Raw genomic sequence first — 20888 nt, forward strand, 5'->3', positions numbered from 1 at the left:
AGGGGGCGGGTTCTATTGTTTGGCGGTCGCTGAAAAGCAGCGATCGGGTTTAGCGATCCGGCTCCCTACAGACGCAACAACGCCCAATACCAATTGCAGTCTTTTCTCTGCACTTGGCGTAATGGTGGCTGTGCGTGGGAGACCTTCGGGTCTACCCGGGGTTTCTGTGACCCGGATCGCTAACCTGCGTACAGCCGCCACCTTTACTTGTTTAGCGATGAGTCGTGGCGGCTCAGTCCCATCACGGAGATTTGCCATGATCAAACCCACGCCAAACCCTCCGGAAGTCGATTCGACTTCCCCCTACGAAACCCTCGACTCCAAGAAATTCCACGAAGCCGCCGAACGCGCCCTCGATCACTATCTCAATCCGCTGCTCCCCCGCAAACCACTGCTCAAACCCAATACCCGCTACCTCATCGCCCCCGGCATCGACAGCGAAGAACTGCTGGCCGACGCCTGCGAAACCCTGACCTCGGCCAAGGTCATGGCCAATGACTTCGCCGGACTGGTGGACGGCCCGCAGCGGCATGTGCTGTTGGGGATTGCGCAACTGATCATGCTGGGGGAACTGGCGGTGAATCGGGTGCTGGATAACCTGGAGGTGAAGGCTGAGGCGCCCGCTATAGCCTGATCGTTTCCACTGATCGTTCCCACGTCGAGGCGTCGAACCGTCCGCGTGGGAATACCTCATTGGACGCTCTGCGTCCGCTCTTTGGGACGCGGAGCGTCCCGGGCTGCATTCCCACGCAGAGCGTGGGAACGATCACGGTTCCGGCCCTGAACACGCCAAAGAGAGCACACCCATCCAATTTCCCCCCGATCAATCGTTGCACCATGCCTGCAATGATTGATCAAGGATGGGCCCATGAACGCTGTACAACGCAATGACCAGGCGCAAAACCTCGGCCTGCTGTTCCTGCGGGTGACCGGCGGGTTGTTTCTGCTGTTCGTCCACGGCTTGCCCAAGCTGCTGGACTTCACTGCGCAGCTGCAACTGATCGAAGATCCGTTCCACCTCGGTGCCCACCTCACTTTGATTCTGGCGATCTTTGCCGAAGTCCTCTGTCCGCTACTGATCGTCGCCGGGGTGCTGGCGCGTCTGGCGTGCTTGCCTATTCTGTTTGTGTTGCTGGTGGCGCTGCTGCTTGTGCATCCGCAATGGAGTGTGGCCGAAGGGCAGTTTGGCTGGTTGCTGTTGATCCTGTTCACCACTGTTCTGATCGCCGGGCCCGGACGGCTGGCGCTCAATGTTCGTTTGCCCGGAGTACTCCGTTATGCCTGATGCCCAGACCCTGAAAAAACCGGGGCCCGAAGAAACCGTGACGCTGATCGTCAAGCACCGGGTCAAGGCCGGTTTTGAGCAGCCGTACGAAGCCTGGCTGCGCAATATCGTCAGTGTGGCGGGGCGCGAAGAAGGGCATCTGGGCGTGGACGTGATGCGCAGCCAGCAGGGCGGGCTCGCGCTGTTCACCTGCGTGCTGCGTTATTGCTCGACCGACGCGATGCAGCGCTGGCTCGATTCACCGCAGCGTCAGAAGCTGATCGACGAAGCGGCACCGATGCTCGCCGACGGCGACCAGACCGAAGTCAATACCGCCAGCGAATTCTGGTTCACGCCGACCGACGAGGCCGGTTCGCCGCCACCGCGCTGGAAGCAGGCCGTGGTCACGCTGCTGGTCATCCTGCCGCACACCTTGCTGGTGCCGCTGATCTGGGGGCCGCTGCTGCAGCTCAATGCCTTCCTCTCCAACTACGTGGTCGCCACATTCCTGATCACCCTGACCATCGTGTTGTCGGTGGTCTACGTGTTCATGCCGCCGGTGACCCGTCTGTTCGCGCCGTGGCTGGAAGCCGGTCAGTCACACAAACACCTCGAATCCAATGCCAATCCGCCGCGCTGAAGTGGTGGGTCCGGGCTCCGTTTCACTTATCTCGAAGGAACTGCGATGAACGCCGATCTGATTCTGTTCAATGGCCAATTTCATACGGTAGACCGCGAAAAACCCCTCGCCAGCGCCGTGGCGATCAAGGACGGGCGCTTCGTCGCCGTCGGTAACGATGCCGAGGCGATGGCGCTCAAAGGTGCTGGCACTCAAGTGGTCGACCTCAAGGGCCGCTGCGTGATCCCCGGCCTCAACGACTCGCACTTGCACCTGATCCGTGGTGGCTTGAACTACAACCTCGAACTGCGCTGGGAAGGCGTGCCGTCGCTGGCCGATGCGCTGCGCATGCTCAAGGATCAGGCCGACCGTACGCCGACTCCGCAATGGGTACGCGTGGTCGGTGGCTGGAACGAATTCCAGTTCGCTGAAAAACGCATGCCGACCCTTGAAGAGATCAACCAGGCGGCCCCGGACACCCCGGTTTTCATCTTGCACCTGTATGACCGCGCGCTGCTCAACCGCGCCGCGTTGCGCGTCGCCGGCTACACCCGCGACACGCCGAACCCGCCGGGCGGCGAGATCGTGCGCGATGCCAATGGCAACCCGACCGGCATGCTGGTGGCGCGGCCGAACGCGATGATTCTGTACTCGACGCTGGCCAAGGGGCCGAAGCTGCCGCTGGAATATCAGGTCAACTCGACCCGTCAGTTCATGCGCGAACTCAATCGCCTCGGCCTGACCAGCGCCATCGATGCCGGCGGCGGTTTCCAGAACTACCCGGACGATTATCAGGTGATCGAGCAACTGGCCAAAGACGACCAGTTGACCGTGCGCATCGCCTACAACCTGTTCACCCAGAAGCCCAAGGAAGAACTGACCGATTTCCAGAACTGGACCGGCAGCGTCAAGTTGCATCAGGGCGACGACTTCCTGCGTCACAACGGCGCCGGCGAAATGCTGGTGTTCTCGGCGGCGGACTTCGAAGACTTCCTCGAACCGCGCCCGGACCTGCCGCAGACCATGGAACAGGAGCTGGAGCCGGTGGTGCGCCACCTGGTCGAACAACGCTGGCCGTTCCGTCTGCACGCGACCTACAACGAATCGATCAGCCGCATGCTGGATGTGTTCGAGAAGGTCAACCGCGACATTCCGTTCAACGGCTTGCCATGGTTCTTCGACCACGCCGAAACCATCACCCCGCAGAACATCGAGCGGGTGAAAGCGTTGGGCGGCGGCATCGCGATTCAGGATCGCATGGCGTTCCAGGGCGAATATTTCGTTGACCGTTATGGCAAGCAAGCCGCCGAAGCCACGCCGCCGATCAAGCGCATGCTTGCCGAAGGCGTGCCGGTCGGCGCGGGCACCGATGCCACGCGGGTGTCGAGCTACAACCCGTGGACTTCGCTGTACTGGATGGTCAGCGGTCGCACCGTCGGCGGTCTGGCGCTGTACGAAGAAGGTCTGCCACGCAGCACCGCGCTGGAACTGTTCACCCATGGCAGCGCCTGGTTCTCGTCCGAGCAGGGCAAGAAGGGCCAGATCAAGGTCGGGCAACTGGCGGATCTGGCAGCGTTGAGCGCGGACTTCTTCAGTGTCGAGGAAGAAGCGATCAAGTGGATCGAGTCGGTGCTGACCGTGGTCGGCGGCAAGATCGTTTATTCCGCCGGCGACTTCGAAGACCTCGGCCCGCGTGCCTTGCCGGTGCTGCCGGACTGGTCGCCAGTGGTGAAAGTCCCGGGCCACTGGCGCCCGAATTCGCCATTGCAGGCCCAGGTCCATCAATGCAGCGGCCCGTGCGCGGTGCATACCCACAGCCATGAAAAAGCGCGGATGTCGAATGCGCCGGTCAGCGATTTCGCCGGTTTCTGGGGCGCGTTCGGTTGCTCCTGCTTCGCTTTCTGATTCCGTAAACGGCGCCGGTCTTCGTGGCCGGCGCTTGCCGCATCACCCATCCCCGAGGAGTTTCACATGAGCAACGTTCCTTACAAACGCCTGAACAAAGACGACGCCGTGGTCCTGCTGGTCGACCACCAGACCGGTCTGATCTCGCTGGTGCAGGATTTTTCGCCGAACGAGTTCAAGAACAACGTGCTGGCGCTGGGTGACATCGCCAAGTTCTTCAACCTGCCGACCATCCTCACCACCAGTTTCGACAGCGGCCCGAACGGCCCGATCGTGCCTGAACTGAAAGAGCAATTCCCGGACGCGCCGTTCATCGCCCGCCCTGGCCAGATCAACGCCTGGGACAACGAAGACTTCGTCAAGGCCATCAAGGCCACCGGCCGCAAGCAACTGATCATCGCCGGTGTGGTGACTGACGTGTGCGTGGCGTTCCCGACTCTGTCGGCCATCGCTGAAGGTTTTGAAGTGTTTGTGGTGACTGACGCTTCCGGCACTTTCAACACCACTGTGCAGCAAGCGGCCTGGGCGCGCATGTCGGCGGCGGGTGCACACCTGCTGAACTGGTTTGCTGTGGCGTGTGAGCTGCAGGGTGACTGGCGCAACGACATGGAAGGTCTGGCGAATCTGCTGTCCCAGCGCCTGCCGAACTACCGCAACCTGATCAACAGCTATACCAAGTTCACTGCCAAGTAAGCTTGTAACGAAGAGGCCCGCCAAAGTGGCGGGCCTCTTTTTGTCTTCTGAAAAGGGCTCAGCGTTTTTGCAACCAGCCCAGGAATCCACCTTTCCTCACTGGCGCAGGCTTGGCCATCAACGCCAACCGGCTATTCTGCTGCCGTACCGCCTGCAGTTTATTCAACGCCCGACCCACTTCACTGCGCTGCTCCATGCACTGGCGAGTCAGGTTCTTGTCGAGGCGATAAATGATCGAAGACGTCAGCGCCGTAAACGTCGCCTGCGAGGGCGTATCCGCGAGGATGCTCTGTTCACCCATGACCTCACTTGGCCCCATACGCCCGGCCTCGGTGAATCCGTTGCCGTCGGGCACGCTGGCGCTGACCACGCCGGTAGCGATCACGAACAAACTGTCCGGGACTTCCTCCAGATTGAGCACCACCTGCCCGGCGCTGTACTGCTGCGCGACCATCGATTCGGCAAGACGATCGCGTTCCTCATGGCTCAGCGAGCGGAAGATTTTCACTTCATCGAGCAAGGCACGGGCGCGGGTCGAAGGTTCGATCACGCCGTCGGGGTGGCGCGAAATACCGGCCGCTTCGAGGTGGCGGTGGGCGAGGTCGAACAGTTGATTGCGCACGTCGCTTTTCTTGCCCAGTTCGGCGATGAATCCGCTGGCCACGTACTCGGACATTTCTTCGCCGGCCTCTTTCAGCACCGCTTTCGGTGCAGGCGACAGCAACAGGCTGCTGCTGCCCTGCAGCGTGCGGTCGAGTGCATCGAGTACCCGGCGCGGGCGTATGTGGTTCGGCACCTTGATGCTGATCGACACGCCGTGCAGGTTGTTCGGGCGGCTGAGGTTGACGATCTTGGCCTTGGCCGCCACCGAGTTCGGCACCACGGCCAGGGTGCCGGTGCTGGTCAGCAGGTGCGTGGCGCGCCAGTTGATGTCGAGCACTTTGCCTTCGACGCCGTCGATGACCACCAGATCATCCACCTGATACGGCTTGGTGGTGTTGAGCACGATGCCGGAAAACACGTCGGCCAAGGTGCTTTGCAGCGCCAGACCGATGACGATCGCCACCACGCCGGAGGTCGCGAGCAGACCTTTGACCGGCAGATCCAGCACATAACCGGCTGCCGCGACGATGGCTGCCAGAAACACCAGCGCACCGATCACGTCCTGCAACAGACGGCCGCTGTGGCCGATGCGGCGCATCAGGATCAGGCCGATGACTTCGGTGAGCACCCGCGCGGCGTACAACCACCAGAGAATCCCCAGGGCCGTCGCCCCGAGTTGCGCCACCGGGTCATCGGCGAACATGGGCACCTGCAACGGGCTGACGCCGGCGTTGATGACCAGTGCGTTGAAGGCCAGAAACAGCACCAGTCGCACAGCGACCCGTTGCGCGCGATGCTTGAACGGCGCGAGGTGCCAGATCAGCGCGTCGAGCACCAGCAGCAGGGCACTCCAGGACAGCAGATGGGCAGAAAAAAGGCTCATGAGGTGAACTCCGGCGGGCACAAAAGAAAACGCCACACCCGAAGGTGTGGCGAGGGGTTGCACTCAGTTCAGGTGGGTCTTGAGTTCTGCCGCTGCCTGGCGCACGGCGGCTTTCACCTCGGGGATGCCGTTCAGCGGGTTGAGCAGACCGAAGTCGTGAATCATCCCGTTGTAGCGTACCGAGGTCACCGGCACACCCGCCGCGTCGAGGTGGCGGGCGTAGCCTTCGCCTTCGTCACGCAACACGTCGAACTCGGCGGTCTGCACCAGCGCGGCGGGCAGGCCCTTGAGCTGTTCAGCGCTGGCGTTGAGTGGCGAGGCATGGATCTGCGCGCGCTCGGCCGGGTTGGTGGTGTAGTTGTCCCAGAACCACTGCATCATGCCTTTGGTCAGGAAGTGGCCCTCGGCGAATTGCTGGTACGAGCCGTTATCGAACCCGGCGTTGGTCACCGGCCACATCAGCAGCTGGAAGCGCAGGGCCGGGGTTTTCTGCTCCTTGGCCATCAACGCCACGACCGCCGCCATGTTGCCGCCGACGCTGTTACCGGCCACCGCCAGACGCTTGCCGTCGACCCCGATGTCCTTGCCGTGCTCGGCCACCCATTTGGTTGCCGCGTAAGCCTGATTGATCGCAGTCGGGTACTGCGCTTCCGGCGACGGCGTGTAATCGACATACACCGCAACCGCGCCAGAGCCCACCACCAGATCACGGATCAAGCGTTGGTGCGTCGGGAAGTCCCCCAGCACCCAGCCGCCACCGTGGAAGAACATGAACACCGGCAGCTCGCCCTTGACCTTGGCCGGACGCACCACTTTCAGGTTGATCGTCTGGCCATCGACCTTGATCGCCTTGTCGCTGACTTCAACGCCGGACAGGTCAACCTTCACCGAAGCCTGGGCACCGGTCAGCACCGCACGGGCGTCTTTCGGGCTCAGTTGCTCCAGCGGTTTGCCACCACCGGCGGCGAGGGCATCGAGGAAGGCCTGGGTGTTGTGTTCGACGCCAGTGTTCTGGGCGGCGAATGCGTTGCCGATGGACAGGGCGAGGAGGGACGCGGCGAGGGTTTTCTTGATGTTCATGTGTAATTCCTTTTTAAGTCGTTTGAGTTTTTGTATGCCTTGGGATCGGGCTGCTGTGGCGCTGGGCTTCAGGCCTCAGCAACACCGTGAGCACAGATTAATGAGGTGCCGGAAAGTGAAAAAGCGGCTATAAAGCGTTTAACTGTCAACCAGAGAGTGACAATGAACCCGTTCGAAGACATGCGTATTTTTTGCCAGGTGATGGACTCCGGCAGCTTCACGGCGGCGGCCGATCAATTGGGCCTGTCCAAGCAGTTCGTCAGCCGACGGTTGATGCAGCTGGAAGAACGCCTCGGCGTTCGATTGCTCAACCGCTCGACCCGGCGCCTGGACGTGACGCCGCTGGGCCAGAGTTATTACGAGTCGGCGCTGCGTTTGCTCGGCGAAGTGGAATCGGTGGAGCAGAGCATCGCCGGGCAGACCGCCGAGCCGCGCGGGGCGATTCGCGTGAGCGCACCGCTGTCGTTTGCACTGGCGCATTTGGGCTGTCTGCTGCCGCCGTTTCTGCAGCGTTATCGCGAGGTCACGGTGGAAGTGGATCTGAGTGATCGGCCGGTGGATCTGCTGGGCGAGGGTTACGATCTGGCGCTGCGTATCGGTGTGCTGGAAGACTCGACCTTGATCGCCCGCCGCATCGCGTCAATCGAGCGGGTTTACTGCGCCAGTCCGGGGTATTTGGCCGAGCGCGGTACGCCGGTCAAACCGGAAGATCTGCTCGGCCACGACTGCCTGCCTTACGGCCACGGGCGTTCGGTGCAGTGGCGGTTCAACGCGGGGCAGGGCAAGCCGCTGCTGGTGAACGTCACCGGGCGGATGCGCGTCAACAACGGTGAATTGCTGCGGGATGCGGCGGTGGCGGGGATGGGGATTACCTATCTGCCGACGTTCATTGTCGGCGCGGCGCTGAAGGATGGGCGGCTGGTGCCGGTGCTGGACGAGTTTCGGCCCGAACCGCTGACGTTGTCGGCGGTGTATCCGCAACATCGTCAGGCGTCACGGCCGGTGCAGGCGTTGATCGAGTTTTTGCGTGAGCGGCTGGATAAGGCACAAGCGATTTTGTAGCCGCTCAAAGATTCAGTAGCCGATAACTGTGGGAGCGAGCTTGCTCCGGGCGGCGTTCCGACGAAAGCTCTCTGTCTGCCTGCGAAGAGGTTGTGTGTGCCGACGCCTTCGCGAGCAAGCTCGCTCCCACAGGTGGTGTGTTTCAACGTGAGTCAGTTGGCCCGCTTGTCATCGCCAGGCTCACCGCCGACATGTACGCCGCGATCATCACCGGGTTCGCCCGCCGCATGCTGGCCCCGGTCATCGCCGACTTCACCGGCACGGTGTACGCCATGGTCATCGCCGACTTCACCGGCGCGGTGTACGCCATGGTCATCGCCGACTTCGCCGGCGCGGTGTACGCCATGGTCGTCGCCGACTTCGCCCGCGCGATGCACACCGTGGTCATCGCCGGGTTCCGAATGCGTTCCGCTGCGACCCGATGACGCCGTGCTGCCGGAATGGCCCGAACCGTGGTCACTGCCGCTGTGGCCACTGTTGCCTCCGCCGCCACTGCCACTGTTGCCACCACTGCCGCTGCCGCCGTGACCACCACCATTGCCACTGCCGCTGCCGCCGTGACCACCACCATTGCCGCCGCCGCCACCTCCATTACCGCCACCACCGCCTCCGCTGCCACCTCCGCCGTTACCGCCTCCACCACCGCCGTGTCCACCGCCGCCGCCACCGCCACTACCTCCACCGCCGCCGCCACCGCTACCCCCTTCCTTGGCCTGAACACTCGACATCCCGGACAGGTTGTCAGGAATCAGTACGGTAGACGCCGACAGGACTGCGCCGATGGCCATTGCGAGCACTAGCTTTTTAATGTGCATATCGTTCTCCGTCTTTGTTGTCTTGATTGGGAACGTGGATGTGCCTTGTTTTTGCGTGTGATCCGACCCGTTCCCGAGGTCAGTGGATACTCGAAGCCAGTTCGAAGATCGGGATGTACATCAGGATCACGATCACCCCGATCAACAGGCCGATGAAGGTCATGAGCAGCGGTTCGAACAGACGCACGAACCACTCGATCCAGCGGCTGATTTCCTCATCGTAGAAATCGGCGCTGCGTTCCATCATTTGCCCGAGGTTGCCGGACTGTTCGCCGGCGCGCAGCAGGCGCAGGGACACGGGTGTCACCAGCCGGTTGAGCTCAAGCGCGGTGGACAGCGATTGCCCCTCGCGCACCCGCTCGCAGGCCTGATCCAGCCGCGCCCGCGAGGCTACGGTGAGCAGGCCGCGCACCATACCCATGGCCGTCACCAGTGGAATCCCGCCTTGCAGCAGAATCCCCAGTGACCGGTAAAACCGCGCCAGCTCATACATGAAAATCCGCTGGTGCACGGCGGGCAGTTTCTCCACCAGCCGATCCAGCCCACGGCGAAACGCCGGTTGTTTCTGCAGCACGGCGAGGGCGATGACGATTGTCGCCAACAGGCCGAAAAACTCACCCTGATGGGCGTGCAGAAACATGCCGCTGCTCATCAGGATCTGCGACAGCCACGGCAGGTTCGAGCCCAGCCCTTCGAACACCAGGCTGAAGCGCGGCACCACGTAGCCCATCAAAAACAGCACCACGCCACCGCCGACCACCAGCAACAACAGCGGGTAGATCGAGGCGCTGACGATCTTCTGCCGCACCTCGTCCATGCGCTGGCGATAGCTCACGTAGCGGCCCAGCGCATCGCCGACCGCACCGGTCTTCTCGCTGGACTGTACCAACGCCACGTACAACGGCGGGAAAACCGCCGACAACTGGCCCAGTGCCTGGGAGAAGGATTTGCCCTCGTACAGCAGCCGCACCAGCTCGCTCAGGGTTTTGCGGGCTGCGGGGACGGTTTCTTTTTCGGCCAGGCTTTCCAGTGCATCGATCAGTGGCAGGCCGGCGTTGAGCAGGGTGGTCAGTTCCTGGCTGAACAGCACCAGGTTGAAGGTTTCACGCTTGCTCAGACGCAACGAGCGCCAGTGACGCTCGGCGTGCAGGCTGACCACGCGCAAGCCTTGATCCTCGGCGATGCGCCGCGCTTCGCTCTGGCCGGGCGCCTCGACGCTCAGCGACACCACCCCGGCCTTGCCCACTGCCTTCAAATGAAAACGCATGCGCTGTACTCCGCTCATTGCCAGTTGGTGACTTCGGCGTTTTCGCCTTCGCCGCCGGGCTGGCCGTCCTTACCCATCGAGAGCAGATCGTACTCGGCGTTTTCGCCGGGATAGCGGTAGGTGTAGTTACGCCCCCACGGATCCTGCGGCAGTTTTTTCTGCAAGTACGGGCCGGTCCATTTGGCTTCGTCGCTCGGTGCGGTCACCAGCGCCTGCAAGCCTTGTTCGGTGGAGGGGTAGTGGCCGACTTCCAGCCGATACAGATCCAGCGCCTTGCTCAGGCCTTCGATCTGCGCCTTGGCGACCTTCACTTCGGAACGCCCCAGCTGGGCGAAATATTTGGGCGCGACGATCCCGGCCAGCAGGCCAAGCACCACCAGCACCACGAGCAATTCGAGCAGGGTGAAACCGCGTTGGGCATGCGGACGAAAATGCAGCTTCATGATGACCTCCCGTGAGTGGCAGCCGTGTCGCCACAGGGGCTTATGCAATTGCCATGCTCAGCCCCCGATAAATTCGGCTGTCGGGCTGTAGCCCTTGTATTACGGGCTCTTCAAGATTCGGCACAGTGCTTGCGTAGGGCTGGATGACGACGGGTCAGTGGGGCATTTCCCCCAATTTTTCGGGGCCTGTCAGGGGAGGCCCAATGATCCATTCATTCACTGCAGGACTGCTCGGCTGCGTGCTGTCAGTCGGTGTCGCGCAAGCCGATGTCTTCGTATCCGTGGACGCCAAGGGCAGCTACGTGCTGTCCAACGTCCACCGTCCCGGACGCACTTACGAGCGGGTGATCCGCGAAGCCGATGCGCCGCTGGTCAGCCTTGACCGGCAACCACAATTGATCGCCAACCAGCCCTATGCCGAGCTGGTGTCAGCGGCGGCCAGCGCCAATCAGCTGCCTGAAGCCTTGCTGCACGCGGTGATCAAGTCAGAATCCAATTACAACCCCGGCGCCACCTCGCCCAAGGGGGCCGGCGGACTGATGCAATTGATGCCCGACACCGCCCGCGAGCTGGGGGTGAAAGACGTCTACGACCCCAAGGCCAACATCCAGGGCGGGGCCAAATACCTCAAGCGCCTGATGACCCTGTTCGACAACGACATCGCCCTGGCCGTGGCGGCTTACAACGCCGGGCCTGACGCGGTGCTCAGCCGCGGCCGGGTGATCCCGCCGTTCGCCGAAACCCAACGTTATGTACCCAGCGTCTTGCGCCAGTACCGGCGTCTGCAAGGGCTGGCAGTGGACGCGCCGTTGTAGGTCCGGACACGGATTTCCCCCACTTTCGGGGCAAATCCGAGGGGCCGGAAAAGTGGGGAAACGGGTGGGGAATATCCCCCGGATTCTCAAATGGCTTGTGTAACTGATTGATATGGAAAGCAATTTTTTGTGGCATGCGGATTGCTCCAAGGGGTTTATCGAGAATCGTTCCCTGTGAGCACCCACTACGAGGTTTCCGATCATGGTTGGCATTCACCACGCACCGTCCCTGTTGAACTGGCTGCTGTTGCTGGTCTCGATGCTCAGTGTCGAACTGGCCAGCGCCACCGTGCGCTGTGAGCGCAATCTGGTGGCCAACGTCGTCGCCTTCGATCAACCGCTGATGTTCAACCGCCTCGGTGCGCAGAATGCCAACGGGATGATGTACGCGCTGCGCCGCGATGTGGTGGATGAGCATGACGTTTCGCTGGCCAATGGCGGCAGCGCGGTGCCGGGCAAAGTCTCGCTGCGGCCGGACAAACGTCCGCGGCCGCTGGTGCTGCGGGTGGCCGCCGGTGATTGCCTGACGATCAACCTGCAGAACCTGCTCGATTATCAGGCCAACCCGAACAAGCATTTCGAAGGCCCTGAAGGCGAAGAAGGCGAGGAGGGCACCGAGAACGCCAACGGCGCCGATGCTTTCAAAGTCGACGAGCAGGTCGCCGACCGCCATGTCGGTTTCCAGGTCAACGGCCTGCAAGCGGTGAACAGCATCGACGACATTTCCTCCTATACCGGGCGTAACGCCAATACCCTGGTGCCGCCGGGGGCGAGTCGTTCGTATGTGCTGTACGCCGAGCGCGAAGGAGCGTTTGCCGTCAGCAGTCGCGGCGCGACATTCGGTGGCGAGGGCGCGGCCGGGAATACCGCCAATGGTCTGTTCGGCCAGGTCGTGGTCGTGCCGAAGTCGGGCCGCACCTATCGCAACACTCTCACTGAAGAAGAAATGCGTCTGGCCACCACCGGTCGCACACCGGCCGGTCAACCCATCGTCGATTACCAGGCTCGCTACCCGCAGCGCGAACCATGGCTGCGCGAAGGCAAGGCTGGCACGCCGATCATCAGCATGGTCGACGGCAACGAAATCATCTCCAGCGAAAGCGATGCGATTGTCATGGGCAGCAATGCCGATGGCAGTTTTGCGCCCAGCACCTATCCGTTGGAATCGATGGGCAAACGCAACCCGGCGATCCCCAACCGCCTCGAACCATTTCGCGATTTCGCCTCGCAGTTCCAGGATGAAACTGCCGCCACCCAGGCATTCCCCGCCTACTGGGCCGACCCGGTCATGGCCCATGTGCTGGAGCCGACCCGCGACTCGTTCATGATCAACTACGGTTCCGGCGGCATGGGCGCTGAAGTGGTCGCCAACCGTCTCGGCGTGGGGCCGATGCACGATTGCCTGTCCTGCGCCTACGAAGAATTCTTCCTCAGCTCGCACACCGTCGGTGACGTGGCGATGCTGGTGGATGTGCCGGCCAACACCGGGCTCGAGAACATCGCCCCCGGCCAGACACCCAGCGCCGATCAGGTCGGCGTCAAGGCCACCATGGCCCTTTATCCGTCGGAGCCGTCGAACGTCAACCACAGCTACATCGGTGACTTCGTCAAATTCCGCAACACCCACAACGGCCACGAGCAGCACATCTTCCACCTGCACGGTCACCAGTGGCTGTTCAACCCCAATGATGACAACTCCGATTATGTCGATGCCCAAGGCATTGGTCCGGGCGCCGGCTATACCTACGAAATCGCCAACGGCGGCTCCGGCAACCGCAACCGGGTGGCTGGCGATGCGATCTATCACTGTCACTTCTATCCGCATTTCGCTCAGGGCATGTGGTCGATGTGGCGGGTGCACGATGTGTTCGAAGAAGGCACCCGGCTGGAAGTGTCGCAACAGGGCGCCGATGGTTATCACAGCGAACCTTACGCACTGCGCAGCGGTAAACCGGCTGCCGGTGCCCGCGCCTTGCCGGATGGCGAGATCATTGCCGGCACGCCGATTCCGGCCGTCGTGCCGCTGCCCGGCAAAGCCATGGCCCCGATGCCGGGCAAAGTGGTGGTCGTGCCGAAAATCGGTGAAACCCTGGTCGCCGGCCACGATGACGACGATGAGGAAGAAGAGGGCGATGACGATGGCGAACACCATGGCGGCAACGGCGGATCGCAAGCCATCGGTTCCCTGGCATTGGTCGATCGCAGCGAAGCCAACCGCAACGCCGACGGCAGCCTGAAAAACCCCGGCTATCCATTCTGGATCGGCGGCATGGAAAGTTCGGTGGGTCAGCGTCCGCCAACCCCACCGCTGGACATGCTCGACGCCGCCACCGCGCAATCGTTGAAAGCCAGCGGCAAGGCGCTGTGGGCCAACCTCGACCCGAACCAGTCCGGCGGCTGGGATGGCGGCTTGCAGCGGCACGCGCTCGACGGAGTGGCGGCCGGAGGCGAGGCACACACCGTGACCACTTCGCTGGACTTCTCCAAGGAAGTCACCCGCGCCAAACCGATTTACCTGCCCGAAGAGGGCACGGAAGTGGAACAGGCCGCGATGGCGTTCCACGCGAAAAAGGACCACCCAAGCTTTGCCTTGCTGCCCGGCAATCAAATCGTGGCCAAGGCCTTCCGCACCAACGGCGCCTTGCCGATGGCCGGCGCGCCGTACTACGAACCGTGCATGGACGACCGGCAAAAACGCCTGACCAGCAGCGCCGGCAGCGGTGAATTCGCCAGCGGCGACCGGCTGGACGGCATGTCCTTCGTCGGCGCCTCGACCTTCACCGCCGACCGGCCACGGATCTACAAGGCCGCCAACATCCAGTTCGATGCGGTCTACAACAAGGTCGGTTATCACTTCCCGCAAGCCCGGATTCTGGCGCTGTGGGAAGACGCCTGGCCGGTAATCACCAAACAGCGTCCGCCAGAGCCGCTGGTGATGCGCATGAACACCTTCGACTGCGTGCAATACCAGCAAACCAACCTGGTGCCCGCCACCTACGAGATGGACGACTATCAGGTGCGCACCCCGACCGACGTGATCGGCCAGCACATCCACCTGCCGAAGTGGGACCTGACGTCCGCCGACGGTTCCTCCAACGGCTGGAACTACGAGGACGGCGTGCTCTCCCCAGGCGCTGTTCAGGAACGCATTCACGCGATCCGCGAGTTCAACCAGTGCGAGGGCAGCGACCCGCGCGACGGCACCCAGGCGTGCCCGAAAGCCAAGGCGCATCCATTCTTCGGTCAATTCGGGCGCAGCGACTGGATGGGCGCGCGCACGGCCATGCAACGCTGGTTCGTCGACCCGGTGGTCAACGCCAAGGGCGTGGACCGGGGGCTGGGCACGATTTTCACCCACGACCACCTCGGCCCATCGACTCACCAGCAGATCGGGCTGTATGCCACGGTGCTGGCGGAGCCGGCCGGTTCCACCTGGTTCCACGCCGAAACCGGCGAGCCTCTGTACAGCGGCGCGCGCCAGGACGGCGGGCCGACCTCGTGGCAGGCGGTGATCAACACCGGCGACCTCGACGGCGACGGCAAGAACGACAGCTTCCGTGAGTTCTTCCTCGAATACAGCGACTTCCAGCACGCCTATGAAGCCGGTGTGTACGTGGGCGCCGGCCCTAACGGCGTGCCTGATCCGCAAGCGTTTCCAGCCACCGCCGACAGCTTCCGCTACGCGATCAACCCGCCGGTGCGCAGCAACGCCAGCTCCTTGCTCGAGGGCGTGCTGGAAATGCAGGGCGGTCAGGTGCCGGGCTGCCCGAGCCGGCCTTGCCCGCAAGCGATCTCCGTGGATGATCCGGGCATGTTCGTCGTCAACTATCGCAACGAGCCGCTGGCCCTGCGGGTCTACGACCCGAACAAGGTCGGCCCGGACGGCAAGCGCGGCATGCAGGCCGACGGCCTCGGCGGCGATCTGGCGTACGCCATGCAAAGCCGTACCGACCGGGCGATCCCGGCGATGAACCTGGCGCCGAATCTGGTGACGGCTGCCACCGGCCCGACCGGCGGCACCACGCTGTTCCCGCCGCACATCAACAAGGGCGGCAGCGAGCCGGGCGATCCGTTCACCCCGATGCTGCGTACCTACACCGGCGACAACGTGCGTCTGCGGGTCCATGCCGGCGGCCACGAGGAAGAGCACAACGTCACCCTGCACGGCGTGAAATGGCTGCAGAGCGGTTCCGGTTTCGGCAACAGCTCCAACTCTGGCTGGCGCGCCTCGCAGATGATCGGCATCTCTGAACAGATGGGCTTCATCGCACCCGTGTCGATGCTGTCCAGTTCCGCCGCGACCACCGGTGACTATCTGTACTCGATGGACGCTTCGATCGAAGGCTACTGGAGCGGGATCTGGGGCGTGATGCGCAACTACACGGCCAAACGCAATGACCTGTTCGCCATCCCCAACAACCCGAACCCGGCCGGCATGCGCAACACCGTGGCGTTTGAAGGCAGCTGCCCACGAATCAGCGCCAACCCCAACGGCATCGGCACCCGGCCGACGGTGCAGCGCAACTATGAAGTGGTGGCGGCGCTGGCCAACGACATCCTCGGCAATTCGCTGGGCCTGAGCATCGGCGATTCTGCCGGGCTCGGTCAGCATGTCGGCGGGCCGCTGAATCCGGCGGGCGGCACCCTGGTGCTGAACTCGCGCACGGTGAGCATCCCGCAAGTGACCGTGACTGATCCGGAGGACGGCGAGACCATCACCATCGGTGGCCAGAGCGGGCCGCTGCATGATCCGACGGCGATCCTGTACGTGCGCAAATCCGACCTCGATCCGGTCAGCGGCAAGCTCAAACCCGGCATTCCGGTCGAACCGCTGGTGCTGCGCGCAGCGGCGGGGGACTGCATCAACATCACCCTGGAAAACCGTCTGCCGAGCGTGATGCCGGACCTGACCCAGACCGCGGTGATGCAAGGCATCGTCAAGCGCGACCGCAACAGCGGCCTGGGCTCGACCACTTTCAGCAACAACCTGATGCGGCCGTCCAGCCACGTGGGGCTGCACGCCCAACTGCTGGCCTACGACATCACCAAATCCGACGGTGCCAATGTCGGCGCCAACCCGATCCAGACCGTGCCGCCACGGGTTGGCAGCAGCGGCGCCTACCCGACCCGTACCTATCAGTACTACGCCGGGCACCTGGAGCGTGAAGGCAAACCGGTGACTCAACTGGGGCGCAGTGTCGACAACATCAACGCCACGGCCGTCGAATTCGGTGGCCTGAACATCACCCCGGCGGATGTGATCAAGCAACCGCAAAAAGGTCTGGGGGGTGCGATGAGCATCCTGCCGATCGGCGCGACCTGGGTCGACGATGCGCGCAAGGTCAACGCCACGGTCACCGCACCGGGGCAGACGACTTACCGCGACTTCGCGATGGTCTGGCACAAGGCGCTGAACACGCGCTGGGCCAATGGCCGGCCAGTCGAAGGCATCGCTGCCGAGGGCTTCGGTGTGCCGACCGATCCGCAAGACAACTCGAGCATGGCCATCAACTACAAGACCGAGCCGCTGTGGTATCGCTTCGGCCTCGCTCCGGATGCACCGTTCGGTCATGCCGATGGCGCCGGTTACGGCGACATGACCAACGCGCACATGGCCTACAGCAATGCGCTGGTGGGGGGCGATCCGCAGACGCCGGTGCTGTATGCCAAACCGGGGCAGCCGTTGCGCACGCACATCCTGATGCCGAGCGGCGGCAGTCGCGGCACGACGTTCCAGCTCGACGGACATGTCTGGTCGCTCAACCCGTTCCAGGCCGAGAAGAGCGACACCGGTGGCTACCCGATGGGCACGCCGGGTGTGGGCTCGGTGCGCTTCGGCTACAACCCGATGTCGATGTACATCGGCGCTCACGAGAGCGTTCTGCCGGCGGCGCACTTCAGCTTCATGATCCCGAGCGCCGGGGGCAGCAACGCGATACCGGGGGACTACCTGTTCCGCGATTACGCCGCCTACGGCAATACCTCGGGGCTGTGGGGATTGCTGCGGGTGACCAATGAGCCGGAGCCGGCGCCGCCTGCTCAGTAGCTGGAATGCGATGGATCGGTGGATGCAAAAACTGTGGGAGCGAGCTTGCTCGCGAATGAAAGCAACTCGGTTTCGAGGGGTGAGGCGTCTGACGCCTTCGTCGGAACGCCGCCCGGACCAAGCTCGCTCCCACAGGGCGGTGGTGTTTCGGACAATGTGTCAGGGGAGAGCGACATGAACAGGATCATCAACATTATCGGCATCTGCCTGCTGGCGATGGCCGGCGCGCTGCTGACGCTGAGCGAGATAGCCCTGGCGCAAACCGGCGCCGGGCAGGTGCTGACCCGCGACGGCGTATCGATCGCCTTCAACCTGAAGCCGCTGGCCAGCGACGGCCAGTTGCGTGAGGGCGAGTTCGCCGACGTGCAGTTTCGTGTCACCGACGGCGCGTCCGGCCAGCCGTTGTCCGGTGTGGCGCCGGGGGCGTGGATCGATCCGCAAACCGTTGCCGCCGATCAGGCCCAGGGCCGCGATCAGAGCTGCAAGTCGCGGGTCGGCACGTTCCTCAAATCCAACATCGGCGCGCGGCCATTGCTCGATCTCAACAGCTATTTCCTGTTGGTGATGAACCGCGATGCCAGCGTTTCGGTGGTCGATCCCTCTGTCTCGGTCGGCGGCATCACCAGCACGCTGGCGCGGATCGAACTCAAGCAATCGCCGATGGATTGGGTCACGCCCAAGGACAACAAAAAGGTCTTCGTGTCGATGCCGGCGGCGGGAGAAGTGGCGGTGATCGACAGCGAGCAGTTCAAGGTCATCGACTCGGTGGCCGCCGGCAGCCAGCCAGTGCGAGTCGCGCTGCAACCGGACGAGCGCCTGCTGTGGGTCGGCAACAGCGCGAGCAAGGCTGAAGCGTCAGGCGTCACGGTGATCGACACCCAGAGCCTCAAACCGCTGAAACACCTGATGACCGGCCGCGGCCACCACGAAATCACCTTCAGCAAGGACAGCCGTTTCGCCTTCGTCAGCAACCGCGACGACGGCACCCTCAGCGTCATCGACGTCGCCAGCCTGAGCCTGCTGCAACAGGTGAAAACCGGTTCCAGCCCGCTGTCGGTGGCGTACTCGCCGCTGTCCGGCGCGGTGTACGTGGCCGATGGCAAGGACGGCACCGTCACCGTGATCGACAGCAACAGCCGCGCCGTAAGGCGGGTAATCAAGCTGCAACAGGGCCTCGGCCCGATGGGTTTCAGCGCCGACGGCCGTTTTGGCGTGGTGCTGAACACGGTGGAGAACCGCGCCACGGTGATCGACGCGGCCAACGATTCGGCGATCCATGACCTGGAGGTTTCAGCCGAACCCTATCAAGTGGTGTTCACCCAGGCCTATGCCTACGTGCGCGGACTGGCCTCGCCGAAAGTCACCATGATCAACCTGTCTTCGCTGGGCGAAGGGCGTCAGCCGATTACTCAGGGTTTCGAGGCCGGGCCGCAGCCGCCACGGCTGGCCGGGGACCTGCCGCTGGCGTCGAGCCTCGCGGTATCGCGCGATGACAACGCGGTGTTCGTGGTCAACCCGGTGGACAACACCACCTATTTCTACGCCGAAGGCATGAACGCGCCGATGTCCGGTTACCCCAACCGGGGGCAGATCGCCCGTGCCGCGCTGGTGATCGACCGCAGCCTGCGCGAAGTGTCGCCGGGGCTCTACAGCGCACGGGTCAAGCTGCCGGCGGCGGGGCGCTTCGACGTGGCGTTCCTGCTCAACCAGCCGAACATCATTCATTGCTTCACCGCGCAGGTAGCGTCCGACGGCGCGCCTGAAAAACATCTGGGCGTGCCCAAAGTCGAGTTCCTGCTGGACAAGACCGCCGTGGCCCTCAACGACCCGTATGTGGTGCGTTTTCGCATCGTCCAGGGCAAACAGAAGATCCAGCGCAGCGGCGTGACCGACGTGCAGTTGCGCTACTTCCTCGCGCCGACCTCGCGCCCTCGCGAAGTGGCGGCACAGGAAGTCGCCGACGGCGTGTACGAAGCGCCGGTGACCCTCGACCGCAGCGGCGCCTGGTACCTGCATGTGCGCGCGGCCTCGCTGGGCGCCGGTTTCGACGACAAGACATTTGCCAGTGTCCGGGTGCTGCCCGGCCAGACCCAGTGACGAGGTAACGACCATGAACCGATTTGCATCCCGTGGCCTGCTGACCCTGTGCCTGTTGACCGTCGGTATCCAGCAGGCCAGCGCCCACTCGGCGGACGAGCATGCCGGGCACACGGCCCCAGTCGCCAACAGCCAGGAGCATGCCCAGGTCAAATTCGCCGACGTGCCGCTGCTCGACCAGAACGGCAAGACCGTGCACCTGGAGCAGGATCTGGTACACAACAAAATCGTGGTCATGAGTTTCATCTACACCAGCTGCACGACGGTGTGCCCGGTGGTCTCGTCGATCATGGGCAAGGTGCAGAAACAGCTCGGTGCCCGGGTCGGCACCGAAGTGCAGCTGGTGTCGATCAGCATCGACCCGCAGCGCGATGACCCGAAACGCTTGCAGGATTACGCCCGCACCTTCCAGAAAGGCCCGGGCTGGAGCTGGCTCACCGGTTCGCCGCAATCGATCACCGCCACCCTCAAGGGCCTCGGCAGTTTCAGCGGCGACTTCAAGAATCACCAGCCGCTGATCCTCGTCGGTGACGGCAACAGCCGCCACTGGACGCGCTATTACGGCTTCACCGACCCGGCATTGCTGGCCAGGGAAGTCGAGAAACTCAGCGGCCTGCGCACCCACGCCAAACACACCGCGATTGCCATGGAGCAACAACCATGAGAACCCTGGACTGGATCACCCTGACGCTGTGTTTCTGGATTTTCAGCGCCATGGCCCTGGCCCACGAAGGCCACGAACAACCTGCACCGACAACGGCCAGCGCTGCGCCGGCACCGGCCAAAGGCACCCACGACGCGAAAACCTGGTTCACCGACACGCCGCTGCTGGATCAGAACGGTGACGTCCAGCGTTTCTACAGCGACGCGCTGCACAACCGCGTGGTGCTGCTCAACGTGATCTTCACCCGTTGCAATGACGCCTGCCCGCTGATCACCCGCAAGCTCAAGGAAGTCCGCGAGCTGCTGGGCGACAAGGCCGACGGCATCACCTTCATTTCCCTTACCAGTGATCCGCTGCGCGACACGCCGGCGGTGCTCAAGGCTTACACCTTGAAGCAGGGTGCCGATGACCCTCACTGGCTTTTCCTCACCGGCGACAAGGCGCAGATGGACCTGGTGCTGGGCCGCATCGGGCAGATCGTGCCGACGCCCGAGCAGCACTCGACCCAGTTGATCGTCGGCGATGTCGCCAACAAACGCTGGAGCAAAATCCGTCCCGACGCCCCGGCCGCCGCCATTGCCCAGCGCTTGCAGCTGCTGACAATGCCCGTGGCCGGCCGCTGAGTCCGCGCC

General features: G+C 63.3%; 16 protein-coding genes. 11 read left to right on the top strand and 5 right to left on the bottom strand.

Features of this window, described 5'->3' with window-relative positions; genetic code table 11:
* Positions 1 to 256: 256 nt before the first annotated feature.
* The 5 genes from AC1MDC_RS25145 to ycaC all read left to right on the top strand — a co-directional run bounded on the left by AC1MDC_RS25145 (position 257) and on the right by ycaC (position 4481).
* Positions 257 to 634, top strand: a complete 378-nt coding sequence (locus tag AC1MDC_RS25145) for a DUF6124 family protein (RefSeq protein WP_085698569.1) — start codon at positions 257 to 259, stop codon at positions 632 to 634.
* A gap of 234 nt (positions 635 to 868) precedes the next feature.
* On the top strand, positions 869 to 1285 hold the full coding sequence (locus tag AC1MDC_RS25150; RefSeq protein ID WP_085698570.1) for a DoxX family protein: 417 nt from the start codon (positions 869 to 871) through the stop codon (positions 1283 to 1285).
* The gene (locus AC1MDC_RS25155; protein WP_085698571.1) at positions 1278 to 1904 is read left to right on the top strand and encodes an antibiotic biosynthesis monooxygenase; all 627 of its coding nucleotides are present in this window, start codon (positions 1278 to 1280) and stop codon (positions 1902 to 1904) included. Before AC1MDC_RS25150 ends, AC1MDC_RS25155 begins: the two co-directional genes overlap by 8 nt.
* A 45-nt stretch (positions 1905 to 1949) precedes the next feature.
* Complete coding sequence (locus tag AC1MDC_RS25160) at positions 1950 to 3788, top strand: amidohydrolase (RefSeq protein WP_085698572.1); 1839 nt, start codon at positions 1950 to 1952, stop codon at positions 3786 to 3788.
* A 66-nt stretch (positions 3789 to 3854) separates the two neighbouring features.
* Entirely contained in the window at positions 3855 to 4481 is a 627-nt protein-coding gene (ycaC, locus tag AC1MDC_RS25165) for an isochorismate family cysteine hydrolase YcaC (protein ID WP_011333417.1), read from the top strand.
* 58 nt (positions 4482 to 4539) lie between these two features.
* Here the strand turns inward: ycaC and AC1MDC_RS25170 are convergent, their stop codons facing one another.
* Both AC1MDC_RS25170 and AC1MDC_RS25175 read right to left on the bottom strand, forming a co-directional pair.
* Positions 4540 to 5967: a mechanosensitive ion channel family protein gene (locus tag AC1MDC_RS25170; RefSeq protein WP_085704822.1), complete on the bottom strand. Its 1428-nt coding sequence runs from the start codon at positions 5965 to 5967 to the stop codon at positions 4540 to 4542.
* 63 nt (positions 5968 to 6030) lie between these two features.
* Positions 6031 to 7047 carry an alpha/beta hydrolase gene (locus tag AC1MDC_RS25175; protein ID WP_085698574.1) on the bottom strand — a complete coding sequence of 339 codons (1017 nt, stop codon included), beginning with the start codon at positions 7045 to 7047 and terminating at the stop codon, positions 6031 to 6033.
* A gap of 162 nt (positions 7048 to 7209) precedes the next feature.
* On the opposite strand from AC1MDC_RS25175, the gene AC1MDC_RS25180 reads away from it, so the two are divergent.
* A complete protein-coding gene (locus AC1MDC_RS25180) occupies positions 7210 to 8109 on the top strand; it encodes a LysR family transcriptional regulator (RefSeq protein ID WP_227235116.1) in 900 nt (299 codons plus the stop codon).
* A 152-nt stretch (positions 8110 to 8261) separates the two neighbouring features.
* Here AC1MDC_RS25180 and AC1MDC_RS25185 read toward each other — a convergent pair whose 3' ends face one another.
* From AC1MDC_RS25185 to gspG, 3 genes are all read right to left on the bottom strand, one after another.
* Complete coding sequence (locus AC1MDC_RS25185; RefSeq protein WP_480393889.1) at positions 8262 to 8924, bottom strand: hypothetical protein; 663 nt, start codon at positions 8922 to 8924, stop codon at positions 8262 to 8264.
* A gap of 79 nt (positions 8925 to 9003) precedes the next feature.
* Positions 9004 to 10191 carry a type II secretion system F family protein gene (locus AC1MDC_RS25190; protein ID WP_480393890.1) on the bottom strand — a complete coding sequence of 396 codons (1188 nt, stop codon included), beginning with the start codon at positions 10189 to 10191 and terminating at the stop codon, positions 9004 to 9006.
* Positions 10192 to 10205: 14 nt separating this feature from the next.
* Complete coding sequence (gspG, locus tag AC1MDC_RS25195; protein ID WP_085698578.1) at positions 10206 to 10634, bottom strand: type II secretion system major pseudopilin GspG; 429 nt, start codon at positions 10632 to 10634, stop codon at positions 10206 to 10208.
* Positions 10635 to 10837: 203 nt separating this feature from the next.
* On the opposite strand from gspG, the gene AC1MDC_RS25200 reads away from it, so the two are divergent.
* The 5 genes from AC1MDC_RS25200 to AC1MDC_RS25220 all read left to right on the top strand — a co-directional run bounded on the left by AC1MDC_RS25200 (position 10838) and on the right by AC1MDC_RS25220 (position 20879).
* A complete protein-coding gene (locus AC1MDC_RS25200; RefSeq protein ID WP_085698579.1) occupies positions 10838 to 11449 on the top strand; it encodes a lytic transglycosylase domain-containing protein in 612 nt (203 codons plus the stop codon).
* A 202-nt stretch (positions 11450 to 11651) separates the two neighbouring features.
* On the top strand, positions 11652 to 17495 hold the full coding sequence (gene mnxG, locus AC1MDC_RS25205; RefSeq protein WP_480393891.1) for a manganese-oxidizing multicopper oxidase MnxG: 5844 nt from the start codon (positions 11652 to 11654) through the stop codon (positions 17493 to 17495).
* Between the two features lie 174 nt (positions 17496 to 17669).
* Positions 17670 to 19592: a YncE family protein gene (locus AC1MDC_RS25210; RefSeq protein WP_480393892.1), complete on the top strand. Its 1923-nt coding sequence runs from the start codon at positions 17670 to 17672 to the stop codon at positions 19590 to 19592.
* Between the two features lie 13 nt (positions 19593 to 19605).
* Positions 19606 to 20256 (top strand): SCO family protein, encoded by a 651-nt coding sequence (locus tag AC1MDC_RS25215; RefSeq protein WP_227235121.1) that lies wholly within the window; start codon positions 19606 to 19608, stop codon positions 20254 to 20256.
* Positions 20253 to 20879, top strand: coding sequence for an SCO family protein (locus tag AC1MDC_RS25220; protein WP_085698583.1), 627 nt, complete (start codon positions 20253 to 20255; stop codon positions 20877 to 20879). Before AC1MDC_RS25215 ends, AC1MDC_RS25220 begins: the two co-directional genes overlap by 4 nt.
* The last annotated feature ends 9 nt before the right edge of the window (positions 20880 to 20888 follow it).

This window comes from Pseudomonas sp. 1, from assembly GCF_056626735.1.

Coding starts and splice junctions, on each gene's coding strand:
- AC1MDC_RS25145 (WP_085698569.1), top strand. CDS start 257: ATGATCAAACCCACGCCAAACCCTCCGGAAGTCGATTCGACTTCCCCC.
- AC1MDC_RS25150 (WP_085698570.1), top strand. CDS start 869: ATGAACGCTGTACAACGCAATGACCAGGCGCAAAACCTCGGCCTGCTG.
- AC1MDC_RS25155 (WP_085698571.1), top strand. CDS start 1,278: ATGCCTGATGCCCAGACCCTGAAAAAACCGGGGCCCGAAGAAACCGTG.
- AC1MDC_RS25160 (WP_085698572.1), top strand. CDS start 1,950: ATGAACGCCGATCTGATTCTGTTCAATGGCCAATTTCATACGGTAGAC.
- ycaC (WP_011333417.1), top strand. CDS start 3,855: ATGAGCAACGTTCCTTACAAACGCCTGAACAAAGACGACGCCGTGGTC.
- AC1MDC_RS25170 (WP_085704822.1), bottom strand. CDS start 5,967: ATGAGCCTTTTTTCTGCCCATCTGCTGTCCTGGAGTGCCCTGCTGCTG.
- AC1MDC_RS25175 (WP_085698574.1), bottom strand. CDS start 7,047: ATGAACATCAAGAAAACCCTCGCCGCGTCCCTCCTCGCCCTGTCCATC.
- AC1MDC_RS25180 (WP_227235116.1), top strand. CDS start 7,210: ATGAACCCGTTCGAAGACATGCGTATTTTTTGCCAGGTGATGGACTCC.
- AC1MDC_RS25185 (WP_480393889.1), bottom strand. CDS start 8,924: ATGCACATTAAAAAGCTAGTGCTCGCAATGGCCATCGGCGCAGTCCTG.
- AC1MDC_RS25190 (WP_480393890.1), bottom strand. CDS start 10,191: ATGCGTTTTCATTTGAAGGCAGTGGGCAAGGCCGGGGTGGTGTCGCTG.
- gspG (WP_085698578.1), bottom strand. CDS start 10,634: ATGAAGCTGCATTTTCGTCCGCATGCCCAACGCGGTTTCACCCTGCTC.
- AC1MDC_RS25200 (WP_085698579.1), top strand. CDS start 10,838: ATGATCCATTCATTCACTGCAGGACTGCTCGGCTGCGTGCTGTCAGTC.
- mnxG (WP_480393891.1), top strand. CDS start 11,652: ATGGTTGGCATTCACCACGCACCGTCCCTGTTGAACTGGCTGCTGTTG.
- AC1MDC_RS25210 (WP_480393892.1), top strand. CDS start 17,670: ATGAACAGGATCATCAACATTATCGGCATCTGCCTGCTGGCGATGGCC.
- AC1MDC_RS25215 (WP_227235121.1), top strand. CDS start 19,606: ATGAACCGATTTGCATCCCGTGGCCTGCTGACCCTGTGCCTGTTGACC.
- AC1MDC_RS25220 (WP_085698583.1), top strand. CDS start 20,253: ATGAGAACCCTGGACTGGATCACCCTGACGCTGTGTTTCTGGATTTTC.